We start from the raw sequence: 15,525 nt of genomic DNA on the forward strand, positions 1-15,525 counted from the left end.
ACAGATAGACAAGGGGCTAGAGCGTTCTCAAAACAAAAAGACCTGTTTTTTGCTAGCAAGCATTAATTTGGTAAAAAGATTTGACCGAGTAAGTTGTTACCATTGAACAAAAAAAGATTGACTCGTCCAAATTAAAATACTAATATAAAATATATTAGCTAATAGCTAATGGTTTTCTGCTTGTTAGAAATCTGAAGTGATTGAAAACAAAGAATCGCATTGGAAATTTTACATAAGTTAAAGTAAATCAAGCTATTTTTTTGTTATAGCAAGAAAGCGTTTTCACTACAGGATAGGGGTGTCAAATGTATACTTTTTTAATTTCCATTGTCATTTTAGTGGTAGCCTATTTTACATATGGTAAATTTATCGAAAAACTATTTGATCCGGTTGAAGCAAGGAAAACACCAGCTTATGCGAATGCAGATGGTGTCGACTTTGTCCCAATGAATAAACACAAAAATGCACTGATTCAATTGTTAAATATAGCTGGAACCGGTCCAATTTTCGGTCCAATCATGGGTGCCTTGTACGGACCCGTCGCATTTTTGTGGATAGTCATCGGTTCGATTTTTGCTGGAGCGGTTCATGATTATTTGACCGGCATGATTTCCATACGCAATAAAGGTGCACATATCCCAGAACTTGCAGGAAAATTTCTTGGGGCAGCGTCAAAGCACATCGTCAACGTCTTTGCGTTGCTGCTGCTATTGTTAGTCGGAACAGTATTTGTTACGACGCCCGCATCGTTGCTTTCGATTTTGGTGGATGGTAAAATCGCAGCGGGTATTATCATTGGTGTCATCTTTATTTATTATTTCTTATCAACGATCTTGCCAATCGATAAAATTATTGGGCGATTTTATCCTTATTTCGGTGCTGTATTATTAATAGGGACACTGGGCGTGGGCATTGCGCTGTTATTCTCTGATTACAAAATACCGGAACTCAACTTCACGAACATGCACCCAGGCAATTTGCCAATTTTTCCGATTTTGTTTTTCACCATTACTTGTGGCGCGTTATCTGGGTTTCATGCAACGCAGTCACCGATTATCTCTCGGACGGTTGAAAAAGAATCGCAGGGCCGTTATATATTTTATGGCATGATGATTGCAGAAGCCATCATCGCGATGATTTGGGCAGCTGCGGCTATGAGTATTTTTGATGGACAATCTTTGAGTGGTCTGATCAATTCAGGAACGCCATCTGCCGTTGTTAATGAAGTATCCATGACTTTGCTCGGTGCAGTGGGTGGTACCATAGCAGTTCTCGGTGCGATTGTTTTACCCATCACGTCAGGAGACACAGCATTCCGTGCAGCTCGTTCTATTATTGCAGATTACATCAAGATGGATCAGACTCAGCTAGTAAAGCGATTGATTATCGCTATTCCACTTTTTATTATTTCAGCGGCTTTGACTCAAATTGACTTTAATCTTCTGTGGCGCTATTTCTCTTGGGCCAACCAAGCAACTGCGGGAATCGCTTTATGGATCGCAACAATGTATCTCTATATCCAAGGTAAAAACTACTTGGTGTCGCTTGCGCCTGCTGTCTTTATCACCTATATGGTTTTTGTCTATATACTCAATCAAAAAATCGGTTTTAATCTCGATCTCGATCTTTCATACATCGTTGGGTTGGTGCTGACTGCGGTAGTGATTGTACTATTTTACGGCAAAGCCAGAAAAAATCGACAACAAGATGTCCAAACAGTCGTTACAGTAGAATGACAAAAAGCAGGCTTTCACAGCCTGCTTTTTTCTGTGACAATTAGTTGGGAAATACCATCATCAAATAAAGAAAATAAAAAATTCTTTATTTATCCTAAAAATTTGCTAAAATAAGATGTTGAGTTGATTAGAAACTTTCGTAGATAAAGTCGGTCGCTCGCAAAAGGGAGGAAGCGTCAATTTCTAATCACTGGTTATGGTTGCCGGTACTGATTCTGACAATGAATTGCATCCGTTACGGAGAAACAATGCTGCATAACAGTTTGGCTCTTCATCAGGTTATGCTCTTTTCATTGAATATCGTCGGCATTCTATATGTGCTGTGGGTTATGTATAAGGGTAAAAAAATACACAATAAACCAACCGCTAAAAGACATTTCAAAATCTGATCACTGGCTAAAACAGCTTGTTCCATTTACCGATGGAGCAAGCTGTTTTATTATTTGCTGGTCAATTCGATAGGAGCGGTTGATTAGTGAATCAAGTTATAATGCTTAAGTATCCTAATTAAAAGAGGGGTGATTCCATGATTCGTGTGTTACTTGTTTGTCTCGGAAATATTTGCCGGTCACCGATGGCAGAAGCTGTTTTACGTGAGCAATTAAACAGGGCGGGAATGTCCAATTATGTAGAAGTGGATTCTGCTGGAACGGGGAATTGGCATATTGGCCAAGATCCGCATCCGGGAACTTTGAAAATTTTAAAAGATCACAGCATTTCGGCAACAGGTTTAAAAGGGCGTCAGTTGCAGCCGGATGATTTTGCTGCATTCGATTACATTCTTGGAATGGATCAACACAATATAATGGATATCCGTTTGATACTCGGTCAGTCCACTCATCCGAAAATCTGTCGTTTTTTAGATTTAACCGATCAAGCGAAAGACGTACCTGATCCTTATTTCACAGGCGATTTCGAAGAAACCTATGAACTCATAAGCAAAGGCAGTGCAGCATTAATTGGAAAGATTAAAAGAGAACATAATGTATAAATGAACAAAACCCGACTGGGAATTTTCTAGTCGGGTTTTTATTCATTCGGACTTTTCTAACTGAAACCACAGTTCCGGCAACAGCACGGTCAACTCATGGGCAAGTAAGGTATGAGGCGAGCGTGTTTTAACCCACTCGTCTGCGCAGGCTCCGTGAAGATAAACGGCGTTTAATACTGCGTGCTTCCAGTCAGCGTGGCAGCACAACATACCGAGCAGCATACCCGTCAGTGTGTCGCCGGTGCCACCTTTTGCCAGCGCACTATTGCCGGTTGGATTTGACCAAACCTCACCATCAGGAAAGGCAGTAATAGTATTTTGTCCTTTTAAAACGATTGTCACACCCATTTTTTTCGCCCAAATCACCGCATAGAAAGCGCGGTTTTTTTGCAATTCATTTACGTCCACGTCAGTAATATGAGAAAATTCAGCAGGATGGGGTGTTAAGATTACGGGTAAGTGACGTTTCACGTAAGTTCGCTTGCTCAGTGCACCTGCGTCCAATATAACCGGTGCCTGGCTGTCGAGTAGTGTACTAACGGCGTCTTCCGTTAACGCATCTGGATTTGTGCCGGGTCCAATTGCGATCGCGCGGTATGAATCGATGGGCGTCTTTTTTTCTGCAATCTGCTGTAACCCATTTTGTACGTAAGTGGCTTCTGGCAATTGAGAGACGATCATTGCCACCACTTCAGCTTCTGTCGCAATGACTAGTTTACCGACACCGCTCCTCATCGTACCAAGTGCTGCGAGTAGCGCAGCGCCTGGCATTTCTTTTGTACCAGCAACTAATAGCGCTGTACCGTAGCTTCCTTTATGACTCGATGGCTGTCTTTTAGGGAGTGATGCGGCGACTTGTTCAGTTGTCCATGATTGCAGGATGACGGATGAGGTCATTTTTATTCCTCCCATTTTCAGAATGTGTACAGTTCGTTTAGTTAACTGTACGCATTCTTTTTATCAATAGCAAAAATCATCATTCTTTTTCTCCATGCCAAAAAAAGTGAAGCAGAAAAAGCCAAAGCCTCCATTATAAATGATAGAATATTCTTTCAACGGAAAACTAAACACCGGATTGATAGGTAGTTGATAAAACAAAGGAGATGGATAAATTGATAAACTCGCAACCCATTCGCTTTAGTGAACGTTTGCACTTAATTGACGGATTTGACTTAGGACTCACTAGAAGAACCGGCACTTATGTGATTGGAGAGAAAGAATTGACTGTAGTCGATACAGGATCAAGTCCTTCTGTCAAACACGTCAAAAAAGGACTAGCGGCTTTAGGATTTACTCTTGAAGACGTCAAATACATCATCGTTACCCATGTCCATTTGGATCATTCAGGGGGAGCGGGACTGTTGTTACAAGGGTGTCCAAACGCTCAAGTAGTTGTTCATCCTAAAGGCGCTAGGCACCTGATTGAGCCTAGCCGACTGATAGCGGGCGCTCGAAAGGTTTACGGAGAGCAGTTCGATCAATTGTTTGACCCAATCGTTGCTATTCCAGCAGATCGCTTACTTGTTAAAACTGAAGGCGATCAACTAGTCATTGGACCTACGTGCACACTAGAATTTTGGGATACCCCAGGACACGCCAACCACCATTTTAGTATTTACGATCCTGTCAGTAATGGCATATTTGCCGGAGATACAGTTGGAATTCGCTATGAACAATTGGTCAGTGAAGGCATCGACTTGTATTTGCCTTCTACATCGCCCAATCAATTCAATCCACAAGCGATGCAACATGCCGTTGAACGGATGTCCATGTCAAAGCTTGATGCCATCTATTATGGGCATTTTGGAAAAACGGATCAACCAGAAAAGGCGCTTCGCCAGGCAGCAGAATGGCTAACAGTATTCGTGTCAGAAGGTCAGCGTGCTTTTGCTAATGAGATCGGCGCTGAGCAATTGGCTGACCGACTTTATGAGCGGATTCAATATTATTTACGGACGCAAGGTGTGCCAGACAATCACCAGGTATATCCATACATTCGACTGGATATGCAAGTGAGCGCCATGGGCATTTTAGATGCGTTGTCGAAACAACCAAAGCACACCTAAAATTAAATGGCACTTAACTCACTATTCATTATCTATTCACTCATTTGAATGTTATTCTAAACGAAACAAAGTAGAGGAACGTATCGAAATGATTGCAATTAAAACTTTTTGAATAATAATGAATAAAAATAATCATTCATTTATTTTTAAATTGATTTGACTAATGTGATTTAATTGACGTGATTTGTTAATCTCTACTAAATTTGTGAGTCGACTGTTTAAGTTGACTGCTCTTAGGGGTAAATAAAATCCATACAGCTTTCGAATTTGCTAGTCTGTCCTCTAGATGCAGACAACTAAACGAAAGAGACAAGTGAGAGGTGGAGTTTTTAGGTATGCAAGTATTAACAGAGAAAACAGCCATTATTACAGGAGCGGGAAAAGGCATCGGGCGCGCAACTGCACTGGCTTTAGCCAATGAAGGTGTCAATGTCGGATTGATTGCGCGGACCGAAGCAGATTTAATAAAGCTGACTGCAGAAATTAAGTCATTACGCGGTCGTGCGGCCTATGCTGTGGCGGATGTATCTGATTTGGCGCAAGTAGAAGCAGCAGTTAAAAAGTTAACGAACGAACTTGGAACGATTGATATTTTGATTAATAATGCAGGAATCGGCAAATATGGACCGTTTTTAGAACTAGATCCAAAAGACTGGAAACAGATGATTGATGTCAATTTGATGGGGATGTACTATGTTACTAGAACAGTCTTGCCGCAATTGATCAACAAGAACGGGGGGGACATTATTAACATTTCCTCAAGCTCGGGATTGCGAGGAACTATCGGGTCGAGTGCTTATAGCGCTTCAAAATTTGGTGTGCTCGGCATGACAGAATCGTTGTCTCAAGAAGTTCGTAAGCACAATATTCGGGTTTTCGCTTTGACACCAAGTCGCGTAGTAACAGATTTAACAGTTAAAGAAGGTGAAACAGAACAACAAAAAGAAAAATTTATGCAGCCAGAAGATTTGGCAGAATACATGGTAGCGCAGCTGAAACTGCATCCACGTATTTTCATTCCAACTTCTAGTCAATGGGCAACCAATCCATTTTGAACATAAAAACGAGCCAGGGAGAATTTTCCTGGCTCGTTTTTTTAATTATTGGCTAGTTTTGTTACGTAATCTTCAACTTCCTGGGAATTGCTTAGCGCAAGGATGTGATCCGTGTGCTGTGCCATTTCTGCTTTGGACAGTTTGCTGATTTGCGAACGGGCTTTTAAAATCGATGAAGCGCTCATTGAGAATTCATCAAGACCGAGACCCAGAAGAATCGGAATGGCGATTTCGTCTCCAGCCATTTCTCCACACATCCCAGTCCATTTGCCTTCACGATGCGACGCATCAATGACCATTTTAACTAAACGCAAAATAGCAGGATTAAATGGTTGATACAAATACGACACGCTTTCGTTCATGCGATCAGCGGCCATTGTGTACTGAATCAAGTCATTCGTACCAATCGAGAAAAAATCCACTTCTTTTGCGAATGTATCTGCCATCACTGCGGTAGAAGGAATTTCGACCATGATGCCGACTTCGATCGATTCATTTACTGCCACGCCTTCAGCTTGAAGCTTCGCTTTTTCTTCTAATAATAATGCTTTTGCTTGGCGGAATTCGTCAAGCGTTGCAATCATCGGAAACATAATTTTCAAATTTCCATGAACGCTGGCACGCAGTAATGCCCGCAGCTGCGTTCTGAACATGTCTGGCATTTCTAGGCACAAACGGATTGCACGTAAGCCAAGAAATGGATTAAGTTCTTTCGGTAATTCGAGATACGACAATTCTTTGTCGCCACCGATGTCTAGCGTACGAACAACGGTCGGTTTGCCTTTCATGCCTTTTAATACAGACGAATAAGCTTCGACTTGTTCAGCTTCTGTTGGGAACTGATCACGTCCCATATAAAGAAATTCGGTGCGGTATAACCCAATCGCTTCGCCGCCGTTATCAAGAACGCCTGCAATGTCTTTAGGTGTTCCGATGTTGGCACCCAGTTCAATCGCTTGACCGTCAGCGGTGATGGTTGCTTTGTTTTTCAAGACAGCCCATTGTGCTTTTTGTTTGTCAAAGTCTGCTTGTTTGTTTTTATACTCTTCAATGACGCTGTCTTCTGGCGCGATTAAAATCTTTCCATCTAAGCCGTCAACAATAATGATTGTGCCATTTTGAATATCGGCCATCGCTGTTTTAGCGCCAACTACCGCAGGGATTTCCAGTGTGCGTGCCAAAATCGCCGAGTGGGAAGTGCGTCCACCAATATCGGTAATAAAGCCTTTAACGAACTTCGCATCTAGTTGAACCGTATCCGATGGCGTTAAATCTTCTGCGATGATAATCACTTCGTCTGAAATCATGCTTGGGCTTTGAATCGTGACACCAAGTAGGTGAGCAAGTACTCGTTTTCTCACGTCACGAATGTCAGCAGCGCGTTCTTTCATATAGTCATTGTCCATAGCTTCAAACATCGCAATGAACATATCAGTTGCTTCTTGCAAAGCAAACTCAGCGTTAACGTTCTCAGTCTTGATTTTCTCTGTAACCGGCCCAACAAGTTCAGGATCACTCAATACTAAAAGATGAGCGCCAAAAATCGCCGCTTCTTTTTCACTAATTGCTGCAGCTGTTTTTTTCTGAATCACTTCTAGTTCTTGGATGGATAGGTCTAAAGCTGCTGTTAAACGTACGACTTCGCCATCGGCATCCGAAATTGTCCGTTTATCAACATTCAATTTCGGATCTTCCAAGCGAAAAGCTTTCGCGATCGCAATTCCGTTGGAGGCTGCTATTCCGGACATGGTTTGTGTCATTGGTTTGAAATCCCTTCTTTTTCCATAACAGCTGTTGCTTGTTCAATTGCTTCGTTTTCATCTTCACCGTCAGCGGCAATCGTTACCACCGAACCACTTGGTACGCCAAGTGACATAACACCTAAAATAGATTTTAAGTTTACTTTTTTGCCTTTGTGTTCAATCGTAATGTCCGATTTGAATTTCGATACCGCTCCAACTAATGCGGATGCGGGACGGGCATGCATACCTGCTTCATCTGTAATTGTAAATTGTTTTTCGACCATGATTAATTTCCTCCTCTAATGGGTTTTGCCATTTTAAACTCAATGACCGTTTATGACGGTTATCGAGTGAATTAAAATAAAAAACGGCTTTTTTGAGTGCTTATGACCGATTATGATTGATTTTGGAAGCGATTTCAAGTATCATCCCTTTAACAGAACATTTACTTTATTGAAAAGAGGGTGAATACTTGCTAACCAACGAACGGCATGCGTATATTTTACAGCTACTTGAAGAAAAGCAAACAGTCAAAATTCAACAACTGGTGGAATCCACCGGCGCATCCGAATCAACCATTCGAAGAGATTTGACCGATCTTGAACAGTTGCAGAAGTTAACACGTGTTTTTGGTGGTGCTACTGTAACCGGGCAGAATCTGCTAGAACCTAGTATTTTCGACAAATCGACACAGTTTTTAGATGAAAAAATAAAGATTGCAGAATTTGCATCTTCACTTATCCAGCAAGGCGATAGTGTTTTTCTAGATGCCGGTACGACAACCTTTCAACTAATTCCGTTTCTCAAAGATAAAGATTTGGTCGTTGTAACCAACGGTTTAACGCTTGTCGAAGCTCTCAATGAGCAAGGTATCACTACTTATTTAACCGGTGGATTGATGAAGCCGCGAACTGGCGCATTTGTCGGTTCTCAAACGATTCAAGCCTTGCAGAACTACCGCTTTGATAGTTGTTTCCTCGGCATCAACGGTTGTCACCCGGACTATGGCTATACAACGCCAGACCCGGAAGAAGCAGCCGTCAAACAAGTAGCCAGTTCGTTAGCGCGAAAAACCTTCGTGCTCGCTGATCATTCCAAAATCAATAAAATCAGTTTTGCCAAGATTATGGACTTAGAACGTGCCACCTTAATTGTAGATGAAATTTCCAAAGAAGCCAATGCTATGCTTGAAAAAAAGACCATTGTAAAGGTAGTGACTCGATGATTTACACGTGTACAATTGCACCTTCTATTGATTACACCGTTTATGTACCGGACTTTGAACAGGGGAAATTGAACCGTAGCAACGACGTTTACTATTATCCAGGCGGCAAAGGCATTAATGTTTCTCGTGTGTTGCAGCGGCTAGGCGTCACAAGTCGAGCGCTTGGCTATGTGGGAGGCTTTACCGGGCATTATATAGATGCGTTTTTAAAAAACGAAGGCATCACGACGGACTTTATTGAAACGACTGAAATCACCCGCATGAACGTTAAAATCAAATCAGCCGAAGAAACGGAGTTAAACGGTCCCGGTCCAGAATTAACGAAAGCACAACTGTCTGCATTGACCGAAAAAGTGCGCCGTATGAAGAGTGGCGACTGGTTTGTACTGGCTGGGAGTTTGCCAAGTTCGATTGCACCGTCGTATTTTTTAGAACTGGCCACTATTTGTGAAGCCAAAAACATTCGCTTTGTAGTAGACACATCCGGTCCGGCCTTAAAGAACATACTGACGACACCGGTTTTTTTGATCAAACCCAATCAACAGGAGTTGGGCGACTTGTTTGGTGTTGAAATCGCCCATTTGTCAGATGCCTACGACTATGCCAGTAGGTTAGTGGCACGAGGTACACAACATGTGATTGTTTCGATGGGAAGTGAGGGTGCGCTGTTTGTAACAAAAGATCTTGCGCTTGTCGCGAGAGCCCCGCAAGGAACTGTCGTTAACACAGTCGGCTCTGGGGATTCATTGGTATCTGGATTTATCGCGTCGTACGTAGCGGGTCAAGATGTGGCACAAGCTTTCCGCTACGGGGTTGCTAGTGGCAGTGCCACTGCTTTTCGGTCGGATTTGTGCCAAAAAGAAGAAGTTGATCGATTAGTCGAACAAGTAGTAGTTTCCCCATACGAAGAAAAGGATGTGACAAAATGAACATCACTCAGCTGTTAACCGAACAAACGATCATTTTAAACTTATCCGCCACAACCAAACAACAAGTACTAGAAGAACTGGTATCTCAACTTGAGCGTGCTGGTAAATTAGCGGATCAACATGCCTTTACCACAGCCATATTAGCACGTGAAAGCCAAAGTACGACAGGGATCGGTGACGGTATTGCTATACCACACGCCAAGTCCGCTGCAGTCAAGTCACCAGCCATTGCATTGGGTCGGTCGGTTGAAGGGCTTGATTTTGAATCGCTTGACGGTCAGCCTGCGCATTTGTTTTTTATGATTGCGGCGAGTGAAGGCGCTAACGACGATCACCTAGAAGCGCTGTCCCGCTTGGCGACATTTTTGATGGATGAACGGTTCCGTACGAATATTCTCGCGGCAGAATCGAAACAGCAAATCCTGCAAGTGGTCGCAGAAAAAGAAGCTTCTTTAGACGAAGCGGAAGTTGCAGAAATGGCATCCACCGATCGTTCAGAAAAGAAAATTCTTGCAGTGACTGCTTGTCCAACAGGGATTGCGCACACGTATATGGCGGCTGAAAAGTTAAAAGAACGGGCCAAAGAGTTGAATATTTCGTTAACAGTAGAAACCAACGGCTCGAGTGGTGTGAAAAATGGGTTGACTGCTGAAGACATTGCGGGAGCGGATGCCATTATTGTTGCAGCAGACACCAAAGTGGAAATGAGTCGTTTTGACGGCAAGCCAGTTATTCAAACAGCGGTGGGCAAAGCCATTTATGAAACAGATCAGTTATTAAACCGTGCAGTAAATGGAGATGCACCGATATATAAACACGACACATCGCAAGACGAAGCGAAGACAAACGACACAAAAAGTGGATTTTATAAGCATTTGATGAATGGCGTATCGAATATGTTGCCATTTGTTGTCGGGGGTGGTATTCTCATTGCTATTTCGTTTTTCTGGGGTATTAATGCCGGCAATCCCGACAGTCCGGAATACAACGAATTTGCGGCTATGCTGAACACCATTGGTGGTGCCAATGCGTTCTTCTTAATGGTCCCGGTTCTCGCCGGCTTTATTGCGATGAGTATTGCGGATCGTCCTGGATTTGCACCGGGTATGATTGGTGGCTTGATTGCGATTACGGTGACAGGTGTTGAAGGCGCGAGTGGCGGTTCTGGATTTCTCGGCGGCTTGATTGCTGGGTTTCTCGCCGGGTACGTCACACTTTTAGTAAAAAAACTATTTTCTCGTTTACCTGAGTCATTAGAAGGATTAAAACCGGTGTTGTTTTTCCCGGTGTTTGCGATTGCCATTACCGGCATTATTATGATGCTTGTCAATCCACAACTAACGAAAGTTTATACAGCGATTTCTACATTTCTGGAAAGTCTCGGTGGTACGAATTTGGTGTTGGTCGGGTTGTTACTCGGCGGGATGATGGCCATCGATATGGGTGGTCCTATAAACAAAGCAGCTTATACATTTGGTCTAGCGATGTTGGACGCGCAAAACTTCAATTTCATGGCGACGGTCATGGCAGCAGGAATGGTCCCACCGCTCGGTCTAGCCATTGCGACAAGTTTGTTTAAAAACAAATTCACCAAACCTGAACGCGAAGCAGGTAAAACCGCATACGTGCTCGGCGCTTGCTTTATTACTGAAGGTGTTATTCCATTCGCAGCAGCAGACCCAGCGCGCGTTATTCCGGCTTCAGTGGCGGGAGCGGCAGTGACAGGTGCTTTGGTCATGTTCTTTGATATCGGACTGCGTGCTCCTCACGGCGGCATTTTTGTTATCGGCCTGGTCGACGGCGGCGTTCCCAGCATCTTACTTTATATGTTGGCTATTTTAGCAGGTGCTGTCGTAACGGCATTAGTTGTCGGTGCTTTGAAAAAAAGAGTAGTTGCAGCTGCCTAATCCAAAACCGTTTCAGGAAAAATCCTGGAGCGGTTTTTTGTGTGCATCACACAGAAAAAGGACAGATCCAACGGATAACTTTAAAAGAAATAGGGTATTGAATAATGCAGAAAAAAGCAACGGACCGGTCGTTACATGCTAAAGCCAGCTAGAAATAGCTATATCATAGTAAAACGATAACTTACTAATTGAAAGGAGTGGCGGGAGATGAATGAAGAATTTTTCCATCAATTTAATCAAGCCTTTTTTCAAGGAGACCGGCAATTCATTGAAAACTATATCGCTGAGGACATTGTCTGGACGATGGTAGGAGCCGAATCGATCGTAGGGAAGCAAGCGTTTCTTGATGCGGCATTCGGAATAAATGAAGGGTATACAGGGATGGATTATTCAACTGAGTTGTCGTTAGTTGGGAAGAAGGGAGCGGCACTTACCGGTAAAATGAGTCGAAAAGGAGAAGATGGTACTGAGAAAGTCTACACGTATTGTGACTTATATGAAGTAGACGACGCAAAAGACAGCAAGATAAAGACATTGATCACTTTTGTCATTGAGTCGACTGACTAAGCGAAAAGCCTTGATTAATAGATAAAAGTTTGTCAGGTTATGGAAAACCGAAAGAGTTTGGTGTTTTCCGAAGCTTATGTTACTGCAAATGCTCTTCACATACGGAATCAGGTTGCTTTTGTTGGAGGAAAAGTAACCTGATTTTTTTATATGCCGTTAGAAATATACAGGAATCAATCGAAGGAATCCATGTAGTCTTTTACTTATGGTGAAATATGTATGTATGCCATACTAGCCGCGAAATACAGATAGTTAAATCTTATGGATAACGAAAAGATGGCAAAAAAATCAGTTAAATCTTGTTTTCTCGATAACTTCTCGACAATTGGGCCTTATAATCAAAACAACAACGTTCAAAAATAAAACTCAACTTTTACTATACAGTACTACAAATGAACTTTCGATTAAATGAAGCACCCATAAGCAGTTGATATGCATTCATGAACCTTGACTAAAGGAGGAATAACTATGGAAATCCATGTAATATGTGACGATTGTAAAATCACCGGTAAGTTTAGCTCACCGCAAAAAAATGGAGAAGTTGGAATTCATTCGATTACAACTGGTTTTCAAGTAGGGGTTAGTTGGAAAAGTGAAGTGATTGAAAATTTTCAAGAAGCGTTTATCCGCCAATTGGGCAAAGCTACAACTGATGCACAACGAAAAGAAATCTTAGAAGAGGGAATTTCTGAAAATGCATTTTCGGAAACCATTGATTTTGAATTGTGTTTTACGTGTCGAGGTTGTGGCAATCGAATCACGCTAAATGATTTTCAATTAATCGATTTGATTGGATTTTAGTTTCGTATAGACGGAGTACGTGCTTTTTAGGTGAGTTCCATAATATTTTGTGATAAAATAGCCCAATATCAAGTTAAGATAGAAGAGGTGAACAGTATGACCACCATCTGTTTGGTTCGCCATGGTGAAACGGATTGGAATGCCCAAGGGAAAATTCAAGGAAAAACAGATATTCCATTAAATGCAGCGGGTGTCGAACAGGCCACTCGCTGTGGTCATCATTTGTCAGCTTCTAATTGGGATTTAATGATCACAAGTCCACTCCAACGTGCTCGTACAACTGCAGAAATTATCAATGAATCTTTAATGTTGCCACTTATTGAAATGGAGGAATTTGCAGAAAAGCATTTTGGTGACGCCGAAGGAATGACCTATGAAGAGCGAGCACTTACTTTTCCGGATAGGTTTTACCCAAATCAAGAAGACAATGATCTGTTCGCCAAGCGATTAGAAATCGGATTGAAAAGGATTGCCGATCGGTACCCAAATCAGCGGGTGTTGCTTGTTTCACACGGAGGTGTCATCAATGCCTTGCTCGGTGAATTGTCAAATGGTGAAATTGGTTCTGGAAAAACAAGACTCCTGAATACTTGTCTTAGTCACATTCAGTTTGACCGAGACCAATGGCTAATCAAAAATTATAACCAAGTGAGCCATCTCCAAAAATCGGGTAGCAAAATTTAACCAAAAAAGCAGCAAAGACAAAAGTCTTTGCTGCTTTTTATTTACCCGCCGCTTTGTCTTTGTCCATGCGGTACACATAGACAGCGAGTGCTCCCATGAATAACGCGGAATTGAACCAAAAGACAACGTCGCCCAGCCCACCATCAAAAACAACTGCGTTCGCTGTAGTGATTACTTGCATCATGACAATAAATAAAATCAATACGGTTGAAGTTTTCATTAAATCAACTCCGTTCTGTTATCCATTATAAAGCGGCTGCACATTAATTCAAGCGGCTGCCTGTAAAAAGTAGAGCAATGAGACGTGAATCTTTCGTGTGCTAATGGGATAATAGTTAAAAGAGTCGTTAACCTCGAGGAGGAGTCATTATGGTTAAATGGAAAGAAGAAATGATCATAGCTGTTGAAATTGATAAAGTTTGGAGTTTATTCCGGGATGACTGTGTACAAAAACTAATGCCCAAAGTAGAAGAGCATGTGTTGCTTGAAAACGATCACGATCAGCTAGGCGCTAAACATGCCCAAAGCTATTACGAAGGGGAGCAATTGCAAACGTACATAGTGGAGACCGTCGGTTATGAAGATTTGCCAGACAAAAAAATCAAACAAACTCAGTTTGACATGAATCAGCTAGTTGTTGTGTTTTATTCGTTTACCTTATTAAAAGACGGAGAAAAGCGCACGAAATTTATCTACGAAGGATCTAATAAAGGCAAAGGAATGTTGGGCAAAGCGATGCTGTTGTCGGGCAGTAAAAAAACTCGCCAGCAAACCATTAAGACGTTTATGGAGCGGGTAAGAGACGAAGCATTAAAACTGTAAAGGAGAGTGTGGGACGTGATTCAGTGGAATGAGCAACGCATTATTGCAGCACCAATCGATCAAGTATGGGCGTTGTTTTCAGATGAGCAACTGCAGCGCATCATGCCGCAATTGGAAAAACATCAATTAATTGAAGGATCACCAAACAGAGTGGGGTCAAAATATGCGCAGCAAAACCGAATAGCTGGCCGTTTGGTTAGCTATGTCATGGAAATTACGGCCTACACCGATTTACCCGAACAAAAACGAAAAGACATCCATTTTGTGGCAGCCGGACTTTTCGAAATTACTTTGAGTTTTGCATTAAGTCGACTGGATGCTGAACGGACTTTATTTGTTTATAGCGGTTCTAATAAAGGCGCCAATGTAATCGGAAAAACTTTACTCAAAATTGACCCTCATGACAGCAGTAAGCAACAAGTATATGAGTTACTGGCGCGGGTAGTAAAGATCGCCGAATCGTGAAGATTTACATCATCGGCTCGGTTGGAAGCGGCAAGACCACATTGGCTCGTCAGTTGTCTAAGGTTTTAACAATTCCTCATTTTGAAACAGATAATTTTGTTTGGAGTCGGCAAGGAGACGGAGACATGCGTAATGCCGAATCAGTGAGAGACGATCAGTTGCTTACCGCTGTTAGACAAATCAACTGGATTATTGAAGGTGTACACACGGGTTGGACAGAACGAGCGATGCATGCTGCAGATGTCGTGGTCTTTTTGGATATGCCTTATGCTGTGAGAACATATCGATTCGTTTTTCGCTATTTGAAACAAAAAGCGAGAGTAGAGCGCTCTAATTATAAACCCAGTCTTAGTATGTTAGTCAAAATGTTTAAATGGAACCGGTATTTCGAAGAAACGATAAAGCCTGAGTTTCTTCTGCAATGTGAAACCTTACCCAATCAATTTATTGTCATTAAAAATCGTCAAGAGATTGACTGGTTAATGAATGATTTATTAACGACAGAGTGGTAAAAATCATTTATTTACTTAATATG

General features: G+C 42.1%; 17 protein-coding genes. 13 read left to right on the top strand and 4 right to left on the bottom strand.

Annotation, left to right across the window (positions count from 1 at the left end):
* Positions 1–305 precede the first annotated feature (305 nt).
* Entirely contained in the window at positions 306–1,736 is a 1,431-nt protein-coding gene (locus FQ085_RS15765) for a carbon starvation CstA family protein (RefSeq protein WP_058385351.1), read from the top strand.
* Between the two features lie 526 nt (positions 1,737–2,262).
* The gene (locus FQ085_RS15770) at positions 2,263–2,727 is read left to right on the top strand and encodes a low molecular weight protein-tyrosine-phosphatase (protein WP_058385352.1); all 465 of its coding nucleotides are present in this window, start codon (positions 2,263–2,265) and stop codon (positions 2,725–2,727) included.
* Between the two features lie 42 nt (positions 2,728–2,769).
* Here FQ085_RS15770 and FQ085_RS15775 read toward each other — a convergent pair whose 3' ends face one another.
* Positions 2,770–3,624: an NAD(P)H-hydrate dehydratase gene (locus FQ085_RS15775; RefSeq protein WP_149457111.1), complete on the bottom strand. Its 855-nt coding sequence runs from the start codon at positions 3,622–3,624 to the stop codon at positions 2,770–2,772.
* Positions 3,625–3,839: 215 nt separating this feature from the next.
* Between FQ085_RS15775 and FQ085_RS15780 the strand changes: the two genes are divergently transcribed.
* On the top strand, positions 3,840–4,793 hold the full coding sequence (locus FQ085_RS15780; RefSeq protein ID WP_058385354.1) for an MBL fold metallo-hydrolase: 954 nt from the start codon (positions 3,840–3,842) through the stop codon (positions 4,791–4,793).
* 335 nt (positions 4,794–5,128) lie between these two features.
* The gene (locus FQ085_RS15785; RefSeq protein WP_058385355.1) at positions 5,129–5,848 is read left to right on the top strand and encodes a 3-ketoacyl-ACP reductase; all 720 of its coding nucleotides are present in this window, start codon (positions 5,129–5,131) and stop codon (positions 5,846–5,848) included.
* 41 nt (positions 5,849–5,889) lie between these two features.
* Here the strand turns inward: FQ085_RS15785 and ptsP are convergent, their stop codons facing one another.
* Together ptsP and FQ085_RS15795 are read right to left on the bottom strand one after the other, a co-directional pair.
* The gene (gene ptsP / locus FQ085_RS15790) at positions 5,890–7,608 is read right to left on the bottom strand and encodes a phosphoenolpyruvate--protein phosphotransferase (protein ID WP_058385356.1); all 1,719 of its coding nucleotides are present in this window, start codon (positions 7,606–7,608) and stop codon (positions 5,890–5,892) included.
* On the bottom strand, positions 7,605–7,874 hold the full coding sequence (locus tag FQ085_RS15795) for a phosphocarrier protein HPr (RefSeq protein WP_058385357.1): 270 nt from the start codon (positions 7,872–7,874) through the stop codon (positions 7,605–7,607). Before FQ085_RS15795 ends, ptsP begins: the two co-directional genes overlap by 4 nt.
* A gap of 188 nt (positions 7,875–8,062) precedes the next feature.
* Between FQ085_RS15795 and FQ085_RS15800 the strand changes: the two genes are divergently transcribed.
* The 6 genes from FQ085_RS15800 to FQ085_RS15825 all read left to right on the top strand — a co-directional run bounded on the left by FQ085_RS15800 (position 8,063) and on the right by FQ085_RS15825 (position 13,703).
* Positions 8,063–8,815 (top strand): DeoR/GlpR family DNA-binding transcription regulator, encoded by a 753-nt coding sequence (locus tag FQ085_RS15800; RefSeq protein WP_149457112.1) that lies wholly within the window; start codon positions 8,063–8,065, stop codon positions 8,813–8,815.
* Entirely contained in the window at positions 8,812–9,744 is a 933-nt protein-coding gene (gene pfkB / locus FQ085_RS15805) for a 1-phosphofructokinase (protein ID WP_058385359.1), read from the top strand. Before FQ085_RS15800 ends, pfkB begins: the two co-directional genes overlap by 4 nt.
* Complete coding sequence (locus FQ085_RS15810) at positions 9,741–11,651, top strand: PTS fructose transporter subunit IIABC (RefSeq protein WP_149457113.1); 1,911 nt, start codon at positions 9,741–9,743, stop codon at positions 11,649–11,651. The genes pfkB and FQ085_RS15810 overlap by 4 nt, the downstream gene beginning before the upstream one ends.
* 207 nt (positions 11,652–11,858) lie before the next feature.
* Entirely contained in the window at positions 11,859–12,218 is a 360-nt protein-coding gene (locus tag FQ085_RS15815) for a nuclear transport factor 2 family protein (RefSeq protein ID WP_058385361.1), read from the top strand.
* 468 nt (positions 12,219–12,686) lie between these two features.
* Positions 12,687–13,019 carry a hypothetical protein gene (locus FQ085_RS15820; RefSeq protein ID WP_149457114.1) on the top strand — a complete coding sequence of 111 codons (333 nt, stop codon included), beginning with the start codon at positions 12,687–12,689 and terminating at the stop codon, positions 13,017–13,019.
* A gap of 96 nt (positions 13,020–13,115) precedes the next feature.
* Positions 13,116–13,703: a histidine phosphatase family protein gene (locus tag FQ085_RS15825; RefSeq protein WP_058385363.1), complete on the top strand. Its 588-nt coding sequence runs from the start codon at positions 13,116–13,118 to the stop codon at positions 13,701–13,703.
* 37 nt (positions 13,704–13,740) lie between these two features.
* Here FQ085_RS15825 and FQ085_RS15830 read toward each other — a convergent pair whose 3' ends face one another.
* Positions 13,741–13,923: a hypothetical protein gene (locus FQ085_RS15830; protein ID WP_058385364.1), complete on the bottom strand. Its 183-nt coding sequence runs from the start codon at positions 13,921–13,923 to the stop codon at positions 13,741–13,743.
* A gap of 149 nt (positions 13,924–14,072) precedes the next feature.
* Between FQ085_RS15830 and FQ085_RS15835 the strand changes: the two genes are divergently transcribed.
* From FQ085_RS15835 to FQ085_RS15845, 3 genes are read left to right on the top strand one after another with little or no spacing between them, the layout of a single operon-like run.
* Positions 14,073–14,525, top strand: a complete 453-nt coding sequence (locus FQ085_RS15835) for an SRPBCC family protein (protein WP_058385365.1) — start codon at positions 14,073–14,075, stop codon at positions 14,523–14,525.
* Between the two features lie 15 nt (positions 14,526–14,540).
* Positions 14,541–14,990, top strand: coding sequence for an SRPBCC family protein (locus FQ085_RS15840; protein ID WP_149457115.1), 450 nt, complete (start codon positions 14,541–14,543; stop codon positions 14,988–14,990).
* Positions 14,987–15,502 carry an AAA family ATPase gene (locus tag FQ085_RS15845; RefSeq protein ID WP_149457116.1) on the top strand — a complete coding sequence of 172 codons (516 nt, stop codon included), beginning with the start codon at positions 14,987–14,989 and terminating at the stop codon, positions 15,500–15,502. The genes FQ085_RS15840 and FQ085_RS15845 overlap by 4 nt, the downstream gene beginning before the upstream one ends.
* Positions 15,503–15,525 lie beyond the last annotated feature (23 nt).

Source organism: Planococcus sp. ANT_H30 (genome assembly GCF_008369335.1).
GTDB lineage: Bacteria > Bacillota > Bacilli > Bacillales_A > Planococcaceae > Planococcus > Planococcus kocurii.